We start from the raw sequence: 21,610 nt of genomic DNA on the forward strand, positions 1-21,610 counted from the left end.
ATATGCTATACTATCTTTTTAAATTTCTACATGAGTTAGATTTTCCAGGAGCTGGGATGTTTGATTATATTTCATTTCGTGCCTCTTTAAGTATCATCACCTCACTTTTAATTGCGACCGTATTTGGTAAAAAAATCATTTATTATCTTCAAAAACAACAAATTGGTGAAGTCGTAAGAGACCTTGGTCTTGCAGGACAACTCGAGAAAAAAGGAACACCAACAATGGGTGGGATCATTATTCTAATTTCTATTCTCGTTCCTGTTTTATTATTTGCCAAGCTCGACAACATTTATATCATTTTGATGATTATCACAACTGTTTGGTTAGGATTGATCGGATTTATAGACGATTATATCAAAGTTTTCAAGAAAGATAAAGAAGGGTTAAAAGGTCGATTCAAAATTGCTGGTCAAGTAGGCTTAGGTTTAATTGTAGGTTTAACTTTATATCTAAACGATGATGTGGTTATTCGCGAAAGAGCCAATATTTATGACATTGGAACACAAACAGAAATTGTTGATGAAGGGTTTACCGCTGACAGAGCAAATCCTACAGCGATGACAAAGGATATCAAGTCAACTAAAACGACTATTCCATTCTTTAAGAACAATGAATTTGACTACGAAGATCTAGTTCGTTTTGGAGGAGAATATTCACCAATTCTTGCCTGGATACTCTTTATTGTTGTCACCATATTTATCGTAACAGCCGTTTCCAATGGCGCTAATATGACAGATGGTCTCGATGGACTCGCAACAGGAACTTCAGCCATAATTGGTGCCACACTTGGTATCCTGGCCTATCTTTCCGGTCACTTAGTTTATGCCAGTTATCTCGACATCATGTACATTCCTCATTCAGGAGAACTAGTTGTTTATATAGCTGCATTTATTGGATCTACTATCGGCTTTCTATGGTACAACTCCTATCCTGCTCAAGTTTTCATGGGAGACACAGGAAGTCTTTCATTGGGAGGAATAATTGCCGTATTAGCAATTATCATTCATAAAGAGCTATTAATACCTGTACTCTGCGGAATTTTTCTGGTGGAAAATATTTCTGTTGTGATGCAAGTTTCATGGTTTAAGTATACAAGAAAAAGATACGGTGTAGGTCGTCGAATATTCAGAATGGCACCTCTACACCATCATTATCAATTAAAGGGATATCCTGAAGCTAAGATTGTAACTCGATTTTGGATTATCGGTATTTTATTAGCTGTTATCACTATTGTGACCCTTAAAATCAGATAAATGAATAGTCATAAAACCATAGTTGTTTTAGGTGCTGGAGAAAGTGGTGTTGGTGCAGCTATATTAGCTAAAAGCAAAGGCTTTAATGTATTTGTTTCAGATAAGGGACAAATCACATCAAACTATAGCAAAATTCTGAACGAATACGAAATTCCTTTCGAAGAAGGAAAACATAGTGAGGAACGCATTATTGAGGCGATTGAGGTTATTAAAAGCCCTGGTATTCCTGATACTGCTCCACTAATTAAAAAACTAAACAGTTTAAACATTCCTGTCATTTCAGAAATCGAATTTGCAGGACGCTACTCAGATGCCAAAATGATTTGCATTACGGGTAGCAATGGGAAAACAACAACAACACTGCTCATATATCACATGCTGAAAAAAGCAGGTATCAATGTGGGCTTAGCAGGTAATATTGGCCATAGTTTGGCGCGTCAGGTAGCCGAGAATGATTATAGTCACTATGTGGTTGAATTAAGCAGTTTCCAGCTTGATGGCATGCAGCAATTCAAAGCAGATATTGCCATTTTAATGAATATCACACCTGACCATCTGGATCGTTACGATTATAAGATGGAGAATTATATTGATTCTAAATTCAGAATCATTCAGAATCAGACTGAGAATGATGCTTTCATTTTCTGTCATGATGATGAGATTATTAAAAAAGAATTAAAGCAAATATCAATTCAGGTTCAAAAACATCCATTTAGTATTTATGAATGTTTACCAAAGGGGGCAAGTTTGAAAGATGACGATTTAATTATTAAGAATGAAGATATCAATCTTAATATGAAACAGAAAGACCTTTCCTTAAAAGGGAAGCACAACACTTATAACTCAATGGCTGCAGGAATTGCGGGAAGCATTCTCGGCATTCGTAAGGAGGTCATCAGAGAAAGCCTTAGTGATTTTAAAGGTGTAGAACACCGTCTGGAGAAATTAACAAATGTTCGTGGTGTTGAATTTATAAATGATTCAAAAGCAACAAACATCAATTCAACTTGGTATGCTCTGGAAAGTATGGATGACGAAACTGTTTGGATAGTTGGTGGCGTTGATAAAGGCAATGACTATTCAGAATTGATGGATTTGGTGAAAGATAAGGTGAAAGCTATTGTATGCTTAGGCGTTGACAATTCAAAAATCCACGCAGCTTTTGATGGCGTCATCAATTCAATTGTAGATGCAGATTCCATGCCCGATGCCGTGAAAAAAGCATTCGAATTAGCAGACGAGGAGGCTACTGTTTTATTATCTCCTGCTTGTGCAAGTTTCGATCTGTTCAAAAATTATGAAGATAGAGGCAATCAATTTAAAGATGAAGTGCAAAAACTATAGCAAGAATTAAATGGGACGATTTACAGGTAATTTTAAATTACAAGGCGATAAGGTGATATGGATCATTATATTTCTACTATCCATCATTTCGCTTTTGGTAGTCTACAGTTCTACTGGAACCTTAGCTTATAAGGTTAAAGGAGGAAATACGTCCTATTTTTTCATCAAGCAATTAGTCTTATTACTGGGTTGTTATTTTATTATTTGGGTCACCCACAAAATTCCCTATAAACATTATTCCAGTTGGGCCAATATGGGGCTATTCATAGCTATAGGTATGTTGTTATTAGCCAAAATTGTTGGGGTTAATTTAAATCAAGCTTCCAGATGGATCACAATTCCAGGCATTGGCTTTAACTTTCAACCTTCTGAATTAGCAAAACTGGCATTAATTCTATTCGTCTCACGAATACTATCAAAATTCCAGACAGATAGAGAATGTCAAAAAGAAGCTTTCTGGAAAATAATCGCAGCAATTGGTGTCGTTTGTGGTATCATCTTTCTCGATGACTTTTCAACTTCTGCCATGCTAGGAGGCATTTGTCTCATGCTCATGTTTATAGGTCGAATAGCAGCCAAATACCTTCTTGGTACTTTAGGAGCTGGTTTAGGATTAATTATCATCTTACTAATAATAGCACCATTCTTACCAGATAGTTTTGGACGTATTCATACAGTGAGGAATCGAATTTTGAACTTCGCTGGCATGGGTGAGAAAAAAACTGACAACGACCGTAACTATCAAGTCGATCAGGCAAAAATAGCCGTCGTTTCTGGTGGTATAATAGGTAAAGGCCCTGGCAATAGTGACCAACGGAATTTCTTACCTCATCCCTACTCCGATTTTATTTATGCTATTATACTTGAAGAATTAGGATGGTTTGGCGGATTTGGAATTCTGGCACTCTATCTTTTCCTAATTTACCGAGCGGGCCTGATAGTTCGGAAATGCGATCGAACTTTCCCCGCGTTTCTCGTCATTGGTCTCAGTTTAAGCATTGTTGCGCAAGCTTTAACCAATATGGCCGTTTCGGTCAATTTAATTCCAGTAACAGGTCAACCCCTGCCTCTGGTCAGTATGGGGGGAACCTCTTTGATATTTACCAGTGCAGCACTAGGAATGATTTTAAGTGTGAGCCGATCAGTTAAAGAACAAGAAGAATTAAACCATGCAGAAGATTAAAATAATAGTTAGCGGAGGTGGAACTGGAGGACATATCTTTCCAGCAATTTCAATTGCCAATGCCCTAAAAGCAAAGCAAGACGATATAGAAATTTTATTTGTAGGTGCCGATGGTAAAATGGAAATGGAGAAAGTTCCAGCTGCTGGTTACAAAATAATTGGACTTCCGATTAGAGGCTTGCAAAGAAATTTCAGCAAAGAGAATTTAAAATTTTTCTCTCGATTATTCAAAAGTTTACGTAAGGCTAAAAAGATAATCAAAGAATTCAAACCTGATGCTGTAGTTGGAGTGGGTGGCTATGCCAGTGGTCCTTTATTACATGCGGCAAACAAGATGGGTATCCCATCATTAATTCAGGAGCAAAATTCATACGCAGGTATAACGAATAAACTATTAGCTAAGAAAGCCAACAAAATTTGTGTGGCTTATCAAGGTATGGAGCGATTTTTCCCTGCTGATAAAATCTTAATGACTGGGAATCCTGTCAGAAAAGACCTAATACAATTAAAGGATCTAAGATCAGAAGCTCAGCGTTTTTTCAATCTTGATCGAAGCAAAAAGACACTACTGGTTATTGGAGGAAGCTTAGGAGCAAGAACCATCAATCAGAGTATTATAGAAAACATTGAAGCCTTTAAAGACAAGGCTATTCAAGTCGTATGGCAATGTGGTAAATTCTACCATACAGAGATGAAGGAGAAGCTTGCTAAAGCCAATGTTGACAACGTACAAGTTTCAGATTTCTTAGCTCGAATGGATTTAGCTTATGCGGCAGCCGATCTTGTTATTTCAAGAGCAGGCGCAGGTACTATTTCTGAACTTTGTTTAGTGGAGAAAGCTTGCATTTTGGTTCCGTCACCTAATGTTTCGGAAGATCATCAAACTAAAAATGCCATGGCTCTTGTTAATCAAGATGCAGCCATGATGATTCCAGATGTTGAAGCGAAAGAAAGATTGGTTAAAGAAGCCTTATTGCTATTAGATAGAGATTCAGAACTGGAAAAGCTTGAGAAAAACATTGCCTTACTAGCAAAACCAAATGCTGCAGACGAAATTGCAGATGAGATATTAAAAATGATTAAGCAATAAGTTTAAGTTTTAAAACTTAAATTGATTCACATATAGGCAGGGAAATGATGAATGTAGAGGATTTTAAAAACATCTATTTTGTAGGTATTGGAGGTATTGGGATGAGTGCTATTGCACGATACTTCAAAGCTATAGGAAAAAATGTGTATGGCTACGACAAGACACAAACTTTGCTGACTGGTGAATTAGAAAAAGAAGGAATAAGTATTATTTTCAAAGATGGCGTTGATCAAATCCCAGAGATTTATCTCAATAAAAAAGAAACGTTAGTGGTTTATACACCTGCTATTCCATCCAATCACGAACAATTGTCATTTTTCAAAAACGAGGACTTCCTCTTGATGAAAAGAGCCCAGGTTTTGGGTTTCTTATCCGATCCTTTGAATGGTATTGGTATAGCTGGCACACATGGGAAGACGACTGTATCGAGCTTAACAGCTCATATTTTTAAAAATTCGGCTCTAGATTGTAATGCCTTTCTAGGTGGTATTGCAAGAAATTACAACACGAATCTGCTTCTATCAAAAACAAGCCCGTGGGTTGTTATAGAGGCAGACGAATTTGACCGATCATTTCTTCAACTACACCCACAAGTAGCTGTTGTTACCTCTATGGATGCTGATCATTTAGATATTTATGGAAAAAAAGAGGACCTTGAAAAAACATTTCAGGATTACGTCAGACAAATAAAAAAAGGTGGACATTTAGTCTATAAAAAAGGCTTAGATCTAAACCCTTCTGACATCAATCTTTATTCATATTCCTTAGAGGATGAAGCCGATTTCTATGCAAAAAACCTCAAGCTAGTTCAAGGATTATATCAATTTGATTTAGTACACCCTAAGGGTTGCATCGAAGGTTTAAAACTTTCATATCCGGGTCGAATAAATGTTGAGAATGCGATTGCTGCTAGTGCTGTAGCTCTAATCTGTGGAATTAGCCATGAAGAACTTCGTTTAGCACTAAATAATTTCATGGGGGTTCGCAGAAGATTCGACTATCGTATTAAAAGTGATAAATTGGTTTTTATTGATGATTATGCTCACCACCCAAAGGAACTTTGGGAAAGTATTTCATCAGTTAAAGCCATTTACCCTGATAAAAAAATAACAGGAATCTTTCAGCCTCACCTCTATACAAGAACACGTGATTTTGCAGATGGTTTTGCTGAAAGCTTAGACTTATTAGATGAACTTATCTTGTTAGACATCTATCCTGCAAGAGAATTACCTATTCAAGGTGTCGATTCAAATCTAATTCTTAGCAAGATGAAAAAGAAAGGCAGAATCTGCTCTAAGGATGAATTAATTGAACAAATTAAACAGAGTGAAATAGAAGTATTGTTAACTTTGGGTGCTGGCGATATTGACAAGCTCGTTGAACCTATTGAACAGATTATGAATCAAAGAATAAAATGTTAAATAAAATCAAACCCATATTAATTACCTTGGCACTATTAGCCTACATTATTTTCACTTTTGCCTTTGTGAATAAGAAAAGTGATGCCTTGCTTGTAACAGGTATTAATATCGATATTATTGATAGTTTAAACACTCATTTTATATCCGATTCTGATATCAGAAATCTCATATTAAAGAATCACCCCGATATTATTGGCAACTATACAGCTAGCATAAATAAGGAGAATCTAGAACGTTTAATTAATAAAATCCCATCTGCTAAAAACACCGAAGTTTACACCTCACTAAAGGGTTGTTTACATGTAGAAATTGAGCAACGCAAACCTATTGTTCGATTATTAAAGGGTAAAGGATTTTATATTGATGAAGAAGGTGGGCGAATGCCGCTATCTTCAAACTACACATCAAGGGTTTTGGTTGTCTCTGGCCACATCAAAGATAAGACGATTGAAACGGATTTAATGCCACTGGTCAATTTTATCACAAAAGATGAATTTTGGTCTTCGCAAATCAATCAAATCTATGTAGATTCGAATGATGAATACATTTTAATACCTAGAGTAGGTGGGCAGAAAATTGAGATGGGTAAAATTGATAATTTCGAAAGGAAATTTGACAAGCTCTATGCGTTATACAAAAATGGATTTTCAACAGAGGGTTGGAACAAATACAAAAAAATAAATTTGAAATACGAGAATCAGGTCGTATGTACAAAAAGATAATAGGATGATCAACACAAACGAAATTATAGCGGCGATAGATATTGGCACAACTAAAATTGTTGCCATTGCTGGGAAAGTTACATCCAACGGAGAACTTCAAATACTGGGATTAGAAAAAACCAAATCAACAGGTGTCGTTAAGGGAGTTATCCAAAACATAAACCAAACAATTGGAGCCATTCGTGAAGTGGTCGAAAAATTAGAACAAAATACAAACCTTAAAATTGATAAGGCATACGTTGGTATTGCCGGACAGCATATTAGAAGCTTAAAGAATCGCCAGTTTAAATACATTCAAAACGGTTCCGAAATTATTACTCAAGAAGATATTGATACTATTCTGAAAGAAAACTTCAGGATTCCAATTCAAGTAGGCGAGCAAATTCTCCACGTCATACCACAAGACTATGTGGTTGATAAAGATAAGGGAATTACTGATCCACTAGGCATGGCTGGACGTAGACTTGATGGCAACTTTAATATCATTATTGGAAGAACGGCGTCTGCTAGAAATATAGAAAACTGTGTAAAAGCTGTTAATATCGATATTGAAGAGTTGGTTCTTGAACCTTTAGCTTCTTCACTTGCAGTACTTACTCATGAAGAGAAGGAAGCTGGTGTTGTACTTGTTGATATCGGTGGTGGAACCACAGATATCACACTTTATTTCGATGGTGTTCTTCGTCATACAGCTGTCGTTCCTTTTGGAGGCGATGTTGTTACCAAGGATATTAAAGAAGGCTGTCATCTCCTACTAAAACAAGCTGAAGCTTTAAAAGTACAGTTTGGCGAGGCAGTTGAGCAATTGGCAGATAGCGACAAGGTGGTAAACATTCCACAAACAGGTGGATGGGATCCTAAAGAGATTGCATTTAAAACCGTTGCACAGATTATTCAGTGCCGTATGGAAGAAATTTTAGATCGTGTGAAATATCAAATTGACATGACACCTTATGGAGACAAACTTGGAGCAGGAATTGTACTTACTGGAGGTGGTGCAATGCTTAGAAACCTTGATGTTTTGACAAAAGAAAAACTGGGCGTAGATGTTAGAATTGGTTATCCAAATGCTTCAGCTATGATTAAGGTTGATGAAGCCATTAATATGCCGATGTATGCAACAAGCATAGGTTTATTATTGAATGGTTTAAACAAACTTCAACATAAGCCAAGCGATGGCGTTTCGAACCAAGCAAATACTAAAACAAAAAAGAGAGGTTTAAAGCGTTTCTTTGAAACTATCTTTGATAACTAATATTAAAATATGAAAGACAAATTTATGCTAATATTGAATTCCCCTAGATATTCATATCAAATTCAAGTCTCATCAATTTGTCCATTAATAAAAAACAATATAAACCCTAAATTATGATTGACGATATACTACCTGTTGATTTTGAGACAAAAGAGGAATCAATGATCAAAGTTATTGGTGTTGGAGGCGGTGGAGGTAACGCTGTCAATCACATGTATAAAGAAGGTATCAAAGATGTTGGCTTTGTGATTTGCAATACCGATGCTCAGGCTCTAGTTGATAGTCCTATTCCTTTAAAAATACAATTAGGTAAAAGTTTAACTGAAGGTAGAGGAGCAGGTAACAAACCTGAAAAAGGTCGCCAGTCAGCCATAGAAAGCATAGATGATGTCAATAAACTTTTGGGAGAAAAGACCAAGATGGTATTCATTACTGCTGGTATGGGGGGGGGGACAGGAACTGGTGCTGCACCTGTAATTGCAGAATTGGCTAAAGAAAAAAACATATTAACTGTTGGAATTGTAACCATTCCTTTCCTCTTTGAAGGAAAACGCCGTGTACAGCAAGCACTCGAAGGCATTGAAAACTTAGAAAAACATGTAGATGCTTTATTGATTATTAATAATGAAAAATTAAGAAGCATGTTTGGGGATTTGAAACTCTCTGAAGCTTTTGCTCAAGCTGATAGTGTTTTATCCATAGCTGCCAAATCTATTGCTGAAATCATAACCGTTCATGGCTATGTAAACGTTGACTTCGCCGATGTTGAAACCGTAATGCGTAATTCAGGAGTTGCAATCATGGGATCGGCCAGCTTAGCTGGAGAGGACAGAGCTATAAAAGCAATTAAACAAGCGCTGAATTCGCCACTATTAAACAGCAATAATATTTATGGCGCACGTAATATCTTACTTAATATTATTTCAGGTGCTGAAGAAGCAACGATGACTGAAGTAACTGATATTACCGAATACGTCCAGGCAGTTGTTGGTAATGATGTGAATATTATATGGGGAAATGGCTACAGCGAATCTTGCAAGGATGAATTAAGTGTAACCATTATTGCTACAGGTTTCACTGATAATCCAATTCCAGAATTGAATATTCAACCTCGACAACATGAGCAAAATAAAGCCCCTCAATTGGAGTTAATTATCGAAAATCCAGAAATGCTGGAAGCTGAAGCCAACAATTCAAAAAGAAAAACAACTGCTCCTAAAATCAAAAGTGTTAATCAAACAGAAATGGTTGAGGAATATTTTGATGATGAAGAAATAGGTGGAGATATTGAAGAAAAGGAGCATAAAAGTAAGTCGGATAATTCTTTTGTAGCACCACAGCCAAAAGAGGTGAAAAAAGATAAAAAATCAGGTTGGCTCAAAGATACTCTAGGTTCATTATTCGATACAGAAGATACCTCAATGTAAATTATAATCTGAAATTCAGATTATTTTTCTAAGTATAATTTCACTTAGAAAATCTAATAAAAATTAAGACATAGATAATTAAGTATTACTTTTGCAGCGCAAAAACGTTAAATACAATTACACACATCCAACAGAGGATAAATAAGATAAATTAATGAGCGAGGAATTAATGGATTTTGGCCTAGTAGAAGACGAAGCTTCAATTATTAAAGTAATTGGAGTTGGTGGAGGTGGAGGCAATGCTGTTAACTACATGTATCAACAAGGTATCAAAGATGTTGATTTTATCATCTGTAATACCGATGCACAAGCTTTAGCAAAAAGTAATGTGCCTAAAAAGATTCAATTAGGTGAATCTTTAACTGAAGGACGAGGAGCTGGTAACAAACCTGAGAAAGGCGAACAATCAGCTATCGAAAACCTTGATGATGTAATGGCGGTTCTAGCTGACAATACTAAAATGGTTTTTATTACTGCTGGAATGGGGGGTGGCACTGGAACTGGTGCTGCACCAATCATTGCTAAAGCAGCAAAGGATATGAATATCTTAACAGTTGGTATTGTAACCATTCCATTCCGATTCGAAGGTAGGCAGCGAATTAGCCAAGCAATTGAGGGCATCAGAAAACTTAAAGAAAGCGTCGATTCACTTCTTGTAATCGATAATGGAAAACTTTCAGAAATATATGGCGACCTTAAACTATCAACAGCATTCTCAAAAGCTGATGATGTTTTAGCCACCGCAGCAAAAGGTATTGCTGAAATTATAACTTTACATGGTTATATCAATGTTGACTTCGAAGATGTTAAAACTGTGATGACTGATAGTGGTGTTGCTGTTATGGGATCGGCAAGTGCTGAAGGTGAAGGAAGAGCTGTAACGGCCATTCGTGAAGCTTTAACCTCTCCTCTACTTGACAACAATGATGTTCGAGGAGCAAAATCTATTCTTCTCAATATCACATCAGGAACCGAGGAAGTAACAATGGATGAAGTTGGTGAGATCACCGATTACGTTTATGAGGCTGTAGGTGATAGCGGTAATATTATATGGGGAACTGGTCAGGATGAAGCTTTGGGAAATAAAATTTCAGTAACCATTATTGCGACAGGTTTTGAACATGACGATTCTGAAAACTACAATCCAATACCTCAGCAAGCTATAATCAATAAACCAAGTGCTTTCAAGGGAGGTAAAGGACCAGCTAAGGTAACTGAAACTCAAAAATTACAGTTGGAATTGGACCCAATGCCTAAGCAAGAAGCTGAGTTAAATGAAAAACTTGATGCCAGTAATATGAATGAGGCTGAAATTCGAGAAAACGAAGATATACCTGCATTCAAGCGTAAACAAATTAATTTGCAACGAACTGAACCTTCCAGAACAACAAACGTGGTCCACTTCAACTTGGATGATTTCGATAATTAATACAAATCTATATAAGTCCGAACATCATACTCGGTTTTATATAATAACCTGATACATCATGACTTTATTAGAACAAATAAACAGCGATATAAAGGCTGCAATGAAAGCCAAAGACAAAGAAAAGCTACAAGCTCTTAGAGCAGTAAAAGCAGCTTTTATGCTTGAAATGACCAAAACGGGTAGTACAGAAATTGCCGATGCTAATGCTTTGAAAATTGTTCAAAAACTAGCTAAACAAAGAAAAGATTCTGCTGATACATACGTAACTGGTGGACGTCAAGAACTAGCTGATGTTGAGTTAAAAGAAATGTCTTTTATCGAAGCTTACCTACCTGCACAAATTAGCGATGAAGAGCTAACTGCTGCCATTAAGCTTTTGATTGAAAAAACTGGCGCTAGCTCTATAAAAGATATGGGTAAAGTTGTTGGTATGGCCTCTAAAGAATTAGCAGGTCGTGCTGATGGAAAAACGATCGCTGAAAAGGTGAAAGCATTACTTGCCTAGCTGAATAAATTCAATAAAACAGAGAGGCTGTCAATTAATACTGACAGCCTCTTTTGTATATTATTTTGTCAGAGTCGTTTATTCAATAATCTCTGCTATTATCGTTGCGGAGTTACAACGAACCGCTTTTACTTTTACAAAATCACCAACTTTGAGGTCCCTTTTAGGTAAAACAAAGGCCTTATTCTGTGAACTACGCCCATACAGTTCTTGATCCGATTTCTTAGAAAAACCTTCAATTAAAATCTCGAAAGTTTTACCAATATCACGCTGATTACTTTCTAGTGATAATTGTCTTTGTAAGGCAATCATTTGATCCAAACGCTTCGATTTCACATCTTCAGGAATATTATCTTTCAGGTTTTTATAAGCGAATGTTCCAGGACGCTCCGAATACTTAAACATATAAGAATAATCGTACTTCGCCCATTTCATCAAATCTAATGTCTCTTGAAACTCTTCTTCTGTTTCGTTATGAAATCCAACAAAAATATCGGAAGTTAAACCACAGTCAGGAATATATTTGCGGATAGCTTCTACACGATCCATATACCATTCGCGAGTGTATTTACGACGCATATTTTTCAGCACCTCGTTACTACCCGATTGAACTGGCAAGTGAATACTCCTGCAAATATTTGGATTAGCAGCCATCACTTTAAGTGTATCATCACTCATGTCTTTTGGATGAGAGGTTGCAAATCGAATACGCATATTGGGTTCTGCTTTAGCAACCGTTTCCAGAAGCTCCGGGAAAGTAATTTCAGAAATCGGATTCTTGAAGTGATATGAATTCACATTTTGCCCCAACAAAGTAACTTCCTTGTAACCTTTAGAAGCCAAATCGTGTACTTCTTTCAAAACACTTTCAAAGTTACGACTACGTTCTCGCCCTCGCGTATAAGGCACAATACAATAAGTACAGAAGTTGTTACATCCTCTCATAATTGAAACAAAGCCAGAAATAGCTGTTTCATCAATACGAGAAGGACAAATATCCTTATAAGTTTCTGTCAATGATAAGTCGATATTAATGGCCTTTTCACCCTTCTCAGCTTTCTTTACTAACAAAGGTAAATCCATATAAGCATCAGGTCCAACAACAATGTTTACATTTTTCTCCTGCTCAAAAAGTTTTTCGCCTAAACGTTCAGCCATACAGCCAATTATACCAACTAGGAGCTTAGGATTCTTCTTTTTTAACACACTAAAACCTTGAACTCTCCCACGAACTCTTTGCTCAGCATTCTCACGCACTGAACAAGTATTTACCAAAATCAAATCTGCCTCAGTTCGTTCATTTGTTCTCTCAAAACCATCGTGCTCCATAATGGCAGCGACTACTTCACTGTCGGCAACATTCATTTGGCAACCATAGGTCTCCATGAATAGTTTTTTATTGCTTTTGCTCATTGTTTTTTCAATTATCCTTAATGTCCACATTCAACCATACTGAAGGAAGACTTATTGTCTTTTGTTTAACGCGCAAATATAGATCTTATTAGCTGAATGGCAATTGAAGACTAACAAAATCTCTTGATATAGATTCAGTAAACACAAGCATTTAACCTGAAAAAAAAACTCTTAATGTACTTTTATATTGATTGAACCTCTGTTTTTTAAGGAAGTCAATATAAAATTCCGATATTTAGGCCATAATTGACTTTAATGGGTTTAATTCAAGTATATATTAATCCCGTTAAGTCATAACTAAGCCTTATTTTCAGAATTATTTCAAAATGCAAGACCAATCAAAATCTCCGGATTTTCAGAAAATTGATATCAAACAAGTATTTGCCAGTAAAAGCAAAAAAGTTGCTAGATTTATCCCTAGCTTCATCATATCTTATTTAAAGCGCATTATCCATCAGGATGAACTAAATGATTTCCTTTCTAAAAACCATCATAAACAAGGAATCAATTTCTCTCAAGCCGTTTTAGATGAATTATCAATTTCATACGAAATTACTGGGCTCGAAAAATTAGATAAAAACAAGCGCTACCTTTTGGTTGCAAATCACCCACTTGGTGGAGCTGATGGGCTTATTCTGATCAGTCTTTTTGGAAAGCATTTCAAAAAGATTCGCTTTTTGGTTAATGACATTCTAATGAATATCAAAAACATGGGACAGGTATTTGTTCCTATAAATAAACACGGCGGCCAGGCCAGAGAAGCAGCTAAAATTATTGAATCTGCTTACCTATCTGAATCTACAATTCTGACTTTTCCTGCAGGACTCGTTTCCAGAAAACAAAAGGGAGTGATTAAAGATCTTGAGTGGAAAAAAAGTTTTATCGTAAAAGCAAAGAAGCACCAACGCGATATTGTACCTATACACATCAGCGGTCGTAATTCAGATTTCTTCTACAACTTAGCCAATTTCAGAAAGTTTATTGGTCTAAAAGCCAACATCGAAATGTTGTATTTAGTAAACGAACTATTCAAACAAAGAGGCAAGAAATTCAAAATTATAATTGGGGATCCTATCCCATTCAAAAGCCTTGATAGTAGTCTAACTCATAATCAATGGGCGGAAAAAATTAATAAGCAATGTTACGATCTTGCTAACTAATTATATAAAAACATAAATCCACAAGAAGTACTATATTTGCGGGGATTTAAAAATTTCATCCTAGTCGATACATAAAATTAGCTATGGAGATATCCTTAATTTCACTTATATTGCTAGAAATACACCACAAACAAATTTAAATATTCTTAATTTAAGGATACTAGAATTGTAGCCATCAAAAAAAAGAAACCAAATGAAAGATATTATCCCACCAGTAGATAGAGAGCTGCTTGAAAAAGAACTCACAGAGGAAAGATTTGTAAGAAAAACAAATAAGGGATCAAACGAAATTTACTGTTTTACTCACCATGACTCGCCAAACTTAATGCGCGAGGTAGGACGTTTACGTGAAATTACATTTAGAAAAGCTGGTGGTGGAACTGGTAAAGAAACCGATATTGATCATTACGATTTAGATGAAAAACCTTATCGCCAGCTAATTGTCTGGGATCCTAGTGCTAAGGAAATACTAGGTGGCTATCGCTATATTATCTGTAAAGAGGCTCACACTAACGAACAAGGTGATCTACAATTAGCGACTTCGCGATTATTTGATTTTTCAGATGAATTCAAAAAAGAATACATCCCAAACATGATTGAACTAGGACGTTCATTTGTTCAGCCAGAATACCAATCGATACTAAAAGGTAGAAAGAGTCTTTATGCCTTAGATAACTTATGGGATGGACTTGGAGCTCTTATTGTTGAATATCCTGAAATCAAATATTTCTTTGGGAAAGTTACCATGTACCCTCATTTCAATACTGAGGCTCGCAACCACATTCTGTATTTTATGAACCGCATGTTTAATGATCCCGATAAACTTGCCTGGCCATTGAACCCTCTAAAGACGGATGCCGATACTGCTGCAATGGATGCAACTTATAACGGTGTTGATTTCAAAGAGAACTATAAAATATTATCCAGAATTGTTCGTGAGAATGGTGCAAATATTCCTCCACTGATTAATGCATACATGGGCCTGTCTCCATCTATGAGAAGTTTTGGAACGGCTGTGAATACACACTTTGGTGACGTTGAAGAAACGGGTATCATGATTACTATTGAAGATGTATACGAAAACAAAGTTGAGCGTCATATTTCATCTTATTTGAATTTCTTGAAAATTCGCTTTCCAAAAACGAATTTCCACCTTTTCAAAAAAAGACACTAGGCAATATCTTATTGCCGCAAACGAAAAAAGTCATCCAATTGGATGACTTTTTTCATTTATTCTAAATATGAAAATGTGTGAGGAATCTTTAACTCACACATCATCTTATAGCTTAATAAGCTCTCTTAGTGTTTCCTTCAACATAGTTAATGTATGATGTATTCACTACTTTGTTTCCACCCGGAGTTGGATAATCACCCGTAAAATACCAATCACCATTATTCTCAGGACAGGCAGCGTGTAAATTCTCAACAGTTTGGAAAACAATCTTAACCTCAGCCTCCATATTATCAGGAGTTAATTGTTTAGAAATTTTATCAGAAATTTCTTCAGGGGTGAATGGCTTATAAATCTCAGTTACATAATTCATCACCTCTTCCTTAGGTAAGTTCTCTTGAGCCTTACATTTCTGATAAACCTCATCGATAACATTCTCCATATTTCTTTCCTTAAGCAATGCAATGGCGGCATTAAAGGCACAGAAATCGCCCATTCTTGTCATATCAATTCCATAACAATCAGGATAACGAATTTGCGGTGCAGATGACACAACCACAATTTTCTTAGGATGAAGTCTATCTAAGATTCTTAAGATACTTTTCTTAAGTGTTGTTCCGCGAACAATTGAATCGTCAATAATAACTAAGTTATCAACACCATTACGAACAATACCATAAGTAACATCGTAAACATGACCAACTAAATCATCACGACCTTCATCACCCGAGATAAAAGTTCTAAGCTTAACATCTTTAACAGCAATTTTCTCAACACGAGGCTCTACAGAAATAATCTCTTGTAATTTTTCCTCGGTCCATTCACCATTCAAATCGTGAATCTTGCGTTTTTTAACTTCCATCAGTTCATTACGCACCCCTTCCATCATACCATAAAAAGCAGTCTCCGCTGTATTTGGAATGAATGAGAACACAGAATTTTTTATATCATGATCGATACTGTCAAGAATGGCTGGGGTCAATAATTCACCCAATTTCTTTCTCTCAAGATATATATCCTTATCCGATCCTCTTGAAAAATAAATACGCTCAAAAGAACAAGATCTTCTTTTTTCCGGAACACGAATAGATACTTCCGAAACGTCTCCGTTCTTACGGATGATTAAACCTTTACCTGGATCGATTTCCTTAATATCACTAGCTCTTACATTCAAAGCAGTTTGAATAACAGGACGCTCTGAAGCAACGACTACAATCTCATCGTCTTGATAATAGAAAGCTGGACGAATCCCCCAAGGGTCGCGCATTACAAATGAATCGCCATGTCCAAACATACCCGCAATAGCATATCCACCATCCCAATCACGAGAAGCATTAGAAAGTACTTTCTGCACATCAAGATTATCCTCGATTAGTGGAGATATTTCCTGAGAAGTATAACCTTCATTTTTATATTGTCTGAATTTAAGTTGGTTTTCTTCATCAAGATAATGACCAACTTTTTCAAGAATAGTTACTGTATCTGTATAATCAGTAGGGCTCTGACCTAATGAAACTAATAGATCAAATAGCTCATCAACATTAGTCAGGTTAAAATTACCTGCTAATACAAGGTTACGAGAACGCCAGTTGTTTTCGCGCTTTACAGGATGAACAAAATCGATACTATTACGACCGAAAGTTCCATAACGAAGGTGTCCTAAGTAAACTTCACCTGCAAAAGGCACATTCTCTTTTGCCCATTTAGCATCTTCAAATTTCTCTGGATTGGTAGCACGTACAGTTGCCAAATCACCATAAATACTATCGAAAACATCTTTTATTGGCTGATTACCATTTGAGCGATGACGATGAATATATTTCGTTCCAGGCTTTTGATCGATTTTTATACTAGCGGCTCCTGCTCCTTCTTGTCCTCTATTATGCTGCTTTTCCATCAAAAGACAAAGCTTCTGAATTCCATATTGCCAAGTCCCATACTTTTCCTGATAATACTCAAGAGGTTTACGCAAACGGACTAATGCAATTCCGCACTCGTGTTTAAGTTGATCACTCATTTCGATTTATTATAATGGTTATTTAGTACTTTCTTATCTCTGAAAAGGCAAATTTACAATTTCCTTTATAATTTTTTCAATAAAAAAAAAACCGCTTAGAGTCATCCAAGCAGTTCAATATTATTCTATTTCTTCAATCTCATTTTTTTCCTGCATTTCAAGGTCAACCAAATCTATACGATCTCTCCTAATGTAACTATTAGGATATAACTTCAAGCATTCTTTATATAAATAAACAGCCTCTAAATTGGTCCTGAAATTCCCAATGAGAACTCGAAAATCTGGAGCATGGTATTTAAGATAAACTCTATCATTAGGAAATCTCTCTTCAAGTTCATTTTTTATAAAAACAGCTTTTTCTCTATCACGACCTCCTCCAGAAAACACTTGAATTCTCCATCCATAAAAACCGGGAGTTACTGAATTTTCAGATCTATCAATTTTAAGTAAATCATCAATTCTATAATCCTGTATAATTCTTACCTGTCCTTGTCCCTCATCCTTTTGCCTAAGTCTCTCTAGAAACTCAACATCCCCTTCATAAAATTTCGTCTTTTTCACGCGAATTATTTCTTGAATTTGCTGATCAAGAGAATCTACATTTTGACTTGCATCATACACTTGTGCATGCACTGATGTGATACAAAAAGCAAATACAAAAGTGAGTAAAGAAAAAAGATGTTTCATTTGATATGTGTTTCCAAAACTAATGACTACTCTATCCTTTTATATTTCAAACAAGTATCATACAAATACAACTGAGTATCAACACTATTAATATTTTCAGAATAGATCTCAAAAATAATCAAATTTATCTAGCTTCAAATATTATTTAACGATTGATAAGATTTCTCCTTTTCAACATGATAACATTCGAAATGGGAACATTAACACACACCTTAATATGAATATGTTAGGGGATAGTTAGGCTTTTATATAAATAATCCAATGCTGAAATTTTAGCATTAATTAAGGTATTTATAGATATGGAATAAAAGCGGAGTGTGTACTTATTTTTGATAGAACTGCTGATTTGATTTTATACAACTAGGGGAAAAGAAAAAGGATGGTAACCACAACCATCCTTTCTTCTAACTATTAACCAAAATTTGAAGATCGATTCCAAGGATTCAATCTTCGTGCGCAAAAATAAGACCTATAAATTAAACTCAACATTATAATGATGAAAAATAAGACAAAATGTCCTATAACATATTATCAATCAAACTAAAATCTTTTAACAAATAGTCTAATTTATATTAGTAAAGAGCATAAACACTCAAACATTTACTCTTACGTATTAATAGGCAAAAACTATCTTTCTTTAATTTATCAAGGTTAAAAACATCCTCTTTGAAATAAATAACACTAAAAATTTACAGATCAGAGATACTTCAAAGCTTTCTTCCTCCGTTAAAGATTGTTAAGCATGAACGAGCACATTAGTATTTTTCTATATTTGTATCTATGAGTAAAAAATACATATGGTTAGTAACAATCGTTTTGGCGATATCCTTATGCGGATTGATCTTAATTCAGATCAAATACTATCAGTCTACAGCAAAAATTAAAGAAGATCAGTTTATACTTACGGTGAGCAAAGCTCTTGATCAGGTTGTTTCAGAGATGGAATCTGATGACGAAGCCAAGAGTATCCTCGAAGGCACAAGCAGTAATCAAATTCCTAATAGTTTAAAAAGGAATAAAAAAATAAATAGTCTCAGTTACACAATTGATATTCCAGCAAATCCTGACAAGCATCCAACGGCTGCAGTTAGTTACTATCAAGAAGGTAAAATCCTATCCACAAAAGAAACAGAGCTCAACTCAAAAAGTTTTAACGAATTATTAAAGAAAGCTCAAGATTCTCGATATCAATTCCCTAAAAACAGAATGGGATATCAATTTCAAACTTCCTTTCTTGCAACAAGTATGGCTCGTATGAACATGCCTCTAAAGGAGCGAATTGACTTGAATTCAATACACAAACTGATTAAAGAAAAACTGAAGAATAATGGTATTAAATTAGATTTTGAGTTTGCTATTCTATCCAATAATATCTTTTTGAAAAAATCGAAAGATTACTTCAAATACAAACAGCAAGAAAAATACTCCAAACAACTATTCCCTAACGATTCATTCAAAAATTCACATTACATAAACATCTTTTTTCCTGGGATGCATAAGTACATCATCCAGTCGTATACCATGTTAATACCTTCATTGATATTATCATTAATCCTGATTCTGTGCTGTGCCTTTACAATTTACATCATATTTAGACAGAAGCGTTTATCTAAAATTAAAAACGACTTCATCAATAATATGACTCATGAGTTTAAAACCCCTATTTCGACAATATCATTAGCTTCTCAGATGCTTAGAGACAGCTCTGTAACAACAACAGCATCGAGTATTGATCATATGGCAAAGATCATTAATGATGAAAGTCGTCGATTGACTTATCAGATTGAGAAAGTATTACAAATGGCCATTTTTAACGAAGGCCGTTTAAAATTAAAATTGAAAGCTATTAATCTTCATCATATAATTGAGAATCTAATGCCTAACTTCACAATTAGAGTTGAAGACAAAAAGGGTAATACATATCAACATCTTGATGCCAGAGAAGATCTAGTCATGCTAGATGAAATTCATATAGGAAACCTTATTTCAAACTTACTGGACAATGCCATAAAATATAGCAAAGACGTACCTGAGATAAGTATTAGCACAAGAAATAAAGATAAAGGAATTGTGATATCTATTACCGATAATGGTATTGGAATAGCAAACGAAGATCAAAAAATGATTTTCGAACGTTTTTTTAGAGTACATACTGGAAATGTTCACGATGTGAAAGGCTTTGGATTAGGTTTATCCTATGTAAAAAGAATTGCCGATGCTCACGGCGGACATGTTAGTGTTGATAGTAGCCTTGGGAAAGGCACAAAATTTGAAGTATACCTGCCATTTAAAAAATAGACATTATGAAAAAAGAAATTAAAGTCTTATTGGCTGAAGATGATGCAAATCTCGGCCTTTTGCTTAAAGAATATTTAGTAGCTAAAGGCTACGACACAACACTATGCGAAGATGGAGATAAGGCATACGATGCATTTTTAAAAAACCCTTTTGATATTGGCATCTTCGATGTCATGATGCCTCACCGTGATGGTTTTACTTTAGCCAAGGATATTCGTTTGATCAACTCTGAAATTCCAATCATCTTCCTTACAGCAAAATCGATGAAAGATGATGTACTGGAAGGTTTCAAAATTGGAGCTGACGATTATATGACCAAGCCTTTTAGTATGGAAGAGCTTTTGGTTCGTATCGAAGCTGTATTAAGAAGAGCTGGAGGGAAGTCGGAAAATAAGCAGGAAGAATTCAAACTTGGTCGTTTCCTTTTCGATTCTAAAAAACAATTGCTTCACGATACTGACAAAACGATTAAACTAACCACAAAAGAGTCGGAGCTTCTTAAGCTACTTTGCAAAAATGCAAACGAAGTATTAGAGCGTAATTTCGCGCTTAAAACCATCTGGTTAGACGATAACTATTTTAATGCACGAAGCATGGATGTTTATATTACTAAACTTCGTAAGCATCTTAAACCAGAAACTGAAATCGAAATTATAAATGTTCATGGTAAAGGTTATAAACTGATCATGTAATTAAAATAATAATTCGATAAGAAATCCCCAAAGCAAAAACTTTGGGGATTTTTTATACCGCCTTTCTACTATAAAAATAGTAGAAAGCTTTGTTGTTAATATTTATTCTACTATATTTGTAGTAGACAGTGAATTCAAAATCTATAATTGCAATAAATAGAGTATAGTATGAAACAAATGACAAAAGCTGAAGAACAGGTGATGCAGATATTATGGGACCTAAACGAAAGCAATGTAAGAAGCATTGTTGATAGGTTTGACATACCTAAGCCCGCATATACAACTGTTGCAACGGTTTTAAAAGTTTTAGAAAAGAAAGGTTTCGTGACTAAAGTACCACAAGGGAAAACACATTTATTTATCCCTCAGATTACTAAAGAAGAATATTCGGGACACCAAATGGGAAGTTTACTAAAGGACTACTTTAATGGATCATTTTCTAAAATGGCATCTTTTTTTGCTAAGGAAAACAACTTAAGTATTTCCGATTTGGAAGATATGATTGAGATGACTAAAAAAGAAATCAATAAAGACAAGTGA

Annotated in this window: 18 protein-coding genes; 15 read left to right on the forward strand and 3 right to left on the reverse strand. The window is 35.3% G+C overall.

All coding sequences use genetic code 11. The features are described 5' to 3' along the window. The first annotated feature begins 2 nt into the window (after window positions 1-2). From mraY to ABY905_RS01110, 10 genes are all read left to right on the forward strand, one after another. Complete coding sequence (gene mraY, locus ABY905_RS01065; RefSeq protein WP_372639557.1) at window positions 3-1,256, forward strand: phospho-N-acetylmuramoyl-pentapeptide-transferase; 1,254 nt, start codon at window positions 3-5, stop codon at window positions 1,254-1,256. After that, window positions 1,257-2,600: a UDP-N-acetylmuramoyl-L-alanine--D-glutamate ligase gene (murD, locus tag ABY905_RS01070; RefSeq protein ID WP_372639558.1), complete on the forward strand. Its 1,344-nt coding sequence runs from the start codon at window positions 1,257-1,259 to the stop codon at window positions 2,598-2,600. It begins immediately after the preceding gene. Window positions 2,601-2,610: 10 nt separating this feature from the next. Further along, complete coding sequence (locus ABY905_RS01075) at window positions 2,611-3,783, forward strand: FtsW/RodA/SpoVE family cell cycle protein (RefSeq protein WP_372639559.1); 1,173 nt, start codon at window positions 2,611-2,613, stop codon at window positions 3,781-3,783. Beyond that, complete coding sequence (murG, locus tag ABY905_RS01080; protein WP_372639560.1) at window positions 3,770-4,873, forward strand: undecaprenyldiphospho-muramoylpentapeptide beta-N-acetylglucosaminyltransferase; 1,104 nt, start codon at window positions 3,770-3,772, stop codon at window positions 4,871-4,873. The genes ABY905_RS01075 and murG overlap by 14 nt, the downstream gene beginning before the upstream one ends. A gap of 44 nt (window positions 4,874-4,917) precedes the next feature. After that, window positions 4,918-6,294: a UDP-N-acetylmuramate--L-alanine ligase gene (murC, locus tag ABY905_RS01085; RefSeq protein ID WP_372639561.1), complete on the forward strand. Its 1,377-nt coding sequence runs from the start codon at window positions 4,918-4,920 to the stop codon at window positions 6,292-6,294. Further along, window positions 6,288-7,016: a cell division protein FtsQ/DivIB gene (locus ABY905_RS01090; RefSeq protein ID WP_372639562.1), complete on the forward strand. Its 729-nt coding sequence runs from the start codon at window positions 6,288-6,290 to the stop codon at window positions 7,014-7,016. Before murC ends, ABY905_RS01090 begins: the two co-directional genes overlap by 7 nt. 4 nt (window positions 7,017-7,020) lie before the next feature. Next, complete coding sequence (gene ftsA, locus ABY905_RS01095) at window positions 7,021-8,271, forward strand: cell division protein FtsA (protein WP_372639563.1); 1,251 nt, start codon at window positions 7,021-7,023, stop codon at window positions 8,269-8,271. A gap of 113 nt (window positions 8,272-8,384) precedes the next feature. After that, window positions 8,385-9,698: a cell division protein FtsZ gene (gene ftsZ, locus ABY905_RS01100; RefSeq protein WP_372639564.1), complete on the forward strand. Its 1,314-nt coding sequence runs from the start codon at window positions 8,385-8,387 to the stop codon at window positions 9,696-9,698. Window positions 9,699-9,852: 154 nt separating this feature from the next. Beyond that, entirely contained in the window at window positions 9,853-11,127 is a 1,275-nt protein-coding gene (gene ftsZ, locus ABY905_RS01105; protein ID WP_372639565.1) for a cell division protein FtsZ, read from the forward strand. A 58-nt stretch (window positions 11,128-11,185) separates the two neighbouring features. Beyond that, window positions 11,186-11,632, forward strand: coding sequence for a GatB/YqeY domain-containing protein (locus tag ABY905_RS01110; RefSeq protein WP_372639566.1), 447 nt, complete (start codon window positions 11,186-11,188; stop codon window positions 11,630-11,632). Window positions 11,633-11,710: 78 nt separating this feature from the next. Here the strand turns inward: ABY905_RS01110 and miaB are convergent, their stop codons facing one another. Beyond that, window positions 11,711-13,045: a tRNA (N6-isopentenyl adenosine(37)-C2)-methylthiotransferase MiaB gene (miaB, locus tag ABY905_RS01115; protein WP_372639567.1), complete on the reverse strand. Its 1,335-nt coding sequence runs from the start codon at window positions 13,043-13,045 to the stop codon at window positions 11,711-11,713. A gap of 326 nt (window positions 13,046-13,371) precedes the next feature. Between miaB and ABY905_RS01120 the strand changes: the two genes are divergently transcribed. Next, on the forward strand, window positions 13,372-14,205 hold the full coding sequence (locus ABY905_RS01120) for a 1-acyl-sn-glycerol-3-phosphate acyltransferase (RefSeq protein ID WP_372639569.1): 834 nt from the start codon (window positions 13,372-13,374) through the stop codon (window positions 14,203-14,205). A gap of 193 nt (window positions 14,206-14,398) precedes the next feature. Next, entirely contained in the window at window positions 14,399-15,379 is a 981-nt protein-coding gene (locus ABY905_RS01125; RefSeq protein WP_372639570.1) for a GNAT family N-acetyltransferase, read from the forward strand. Window positions 15,380-15,491: 112 nt separating this feature from the next. Here ABY905_RS01125 and ABY905_RS01130 read toward each other — a convergent pair whose 3' ends face one another. Beyond that, on the reverse strand, window positions 15,492-17,393 hold the full coding sequence (locus tag ABY905_RS01130) for an amidophosphoribosyltransferase (RefSeq protein ID WP_372639571.1): 1,902 nt from the start codon (window positions 17,391-17,393) through the stop codon (window positions 15,492-15,494). Window positions 17,394-17,513: 120 nt separating this feature from the next. Then, a complete protein-coding gene (locus tag ABY905_RS01135) occupies window positions 17,514-18,080 on the reverse strand; it encodes a hypothetical protein (protein WP_372639572.1) in 567 nt (188 codons plus the stop codon). Between the two features lie 780 nt (window positions 18,081-18,860). On the opposite strand from ABY905_RS01135, the gene ABY905_RS01140 reads away from it, so the two are divergent. From ABY905_RS01140 to ABY905_RS01150, 3 genes are all read left to right on the forward strand, one after another. Further along, complete coding sequence (locus ABY905_RS01140; protein WP_372639573.1) at window positions 18,861-20,378, forward strand: sensor histidine kinase; 1,518 nt, start codon at window positions 18,861-18,863, stop codon at window positions 20,376-20,378. A gap of 5 nt (window positions 20,379-20,383) precedes the next feature. After that, window positions 20,384-21,070 (forward strand): response regulator transcription factor, encoded by a 687-nt coding sequence (locus tag ABY905_RS01145; protein WP_372639574.1) that lies wholly within the window; start codon window positions 20,384-20,386, stop codon window positions 21,068-21,070. Between the two features lie 168 nt (window positions 21,071-21,238). Continuing rightward, complete coding sequence (locus tag ABY905_RS01150) at window positions 21,239-21,610, forward strand: BlaI/MecI/CopY family transcriptional regulator (RefSeq protein WP_372639575.1); 372 nt, start codon at window positions 21,239-21,241, stop codon at window positions 21,608-21,610.

Source organism: Ancylomarina sp. (assembly GCF_041555295.1).
Classification (GTDB): domain Bacteria; phylum Bacteroidota; class Bacteroidia; order Bacteroidales; family Marinifilaceae; genus Ancylomarina.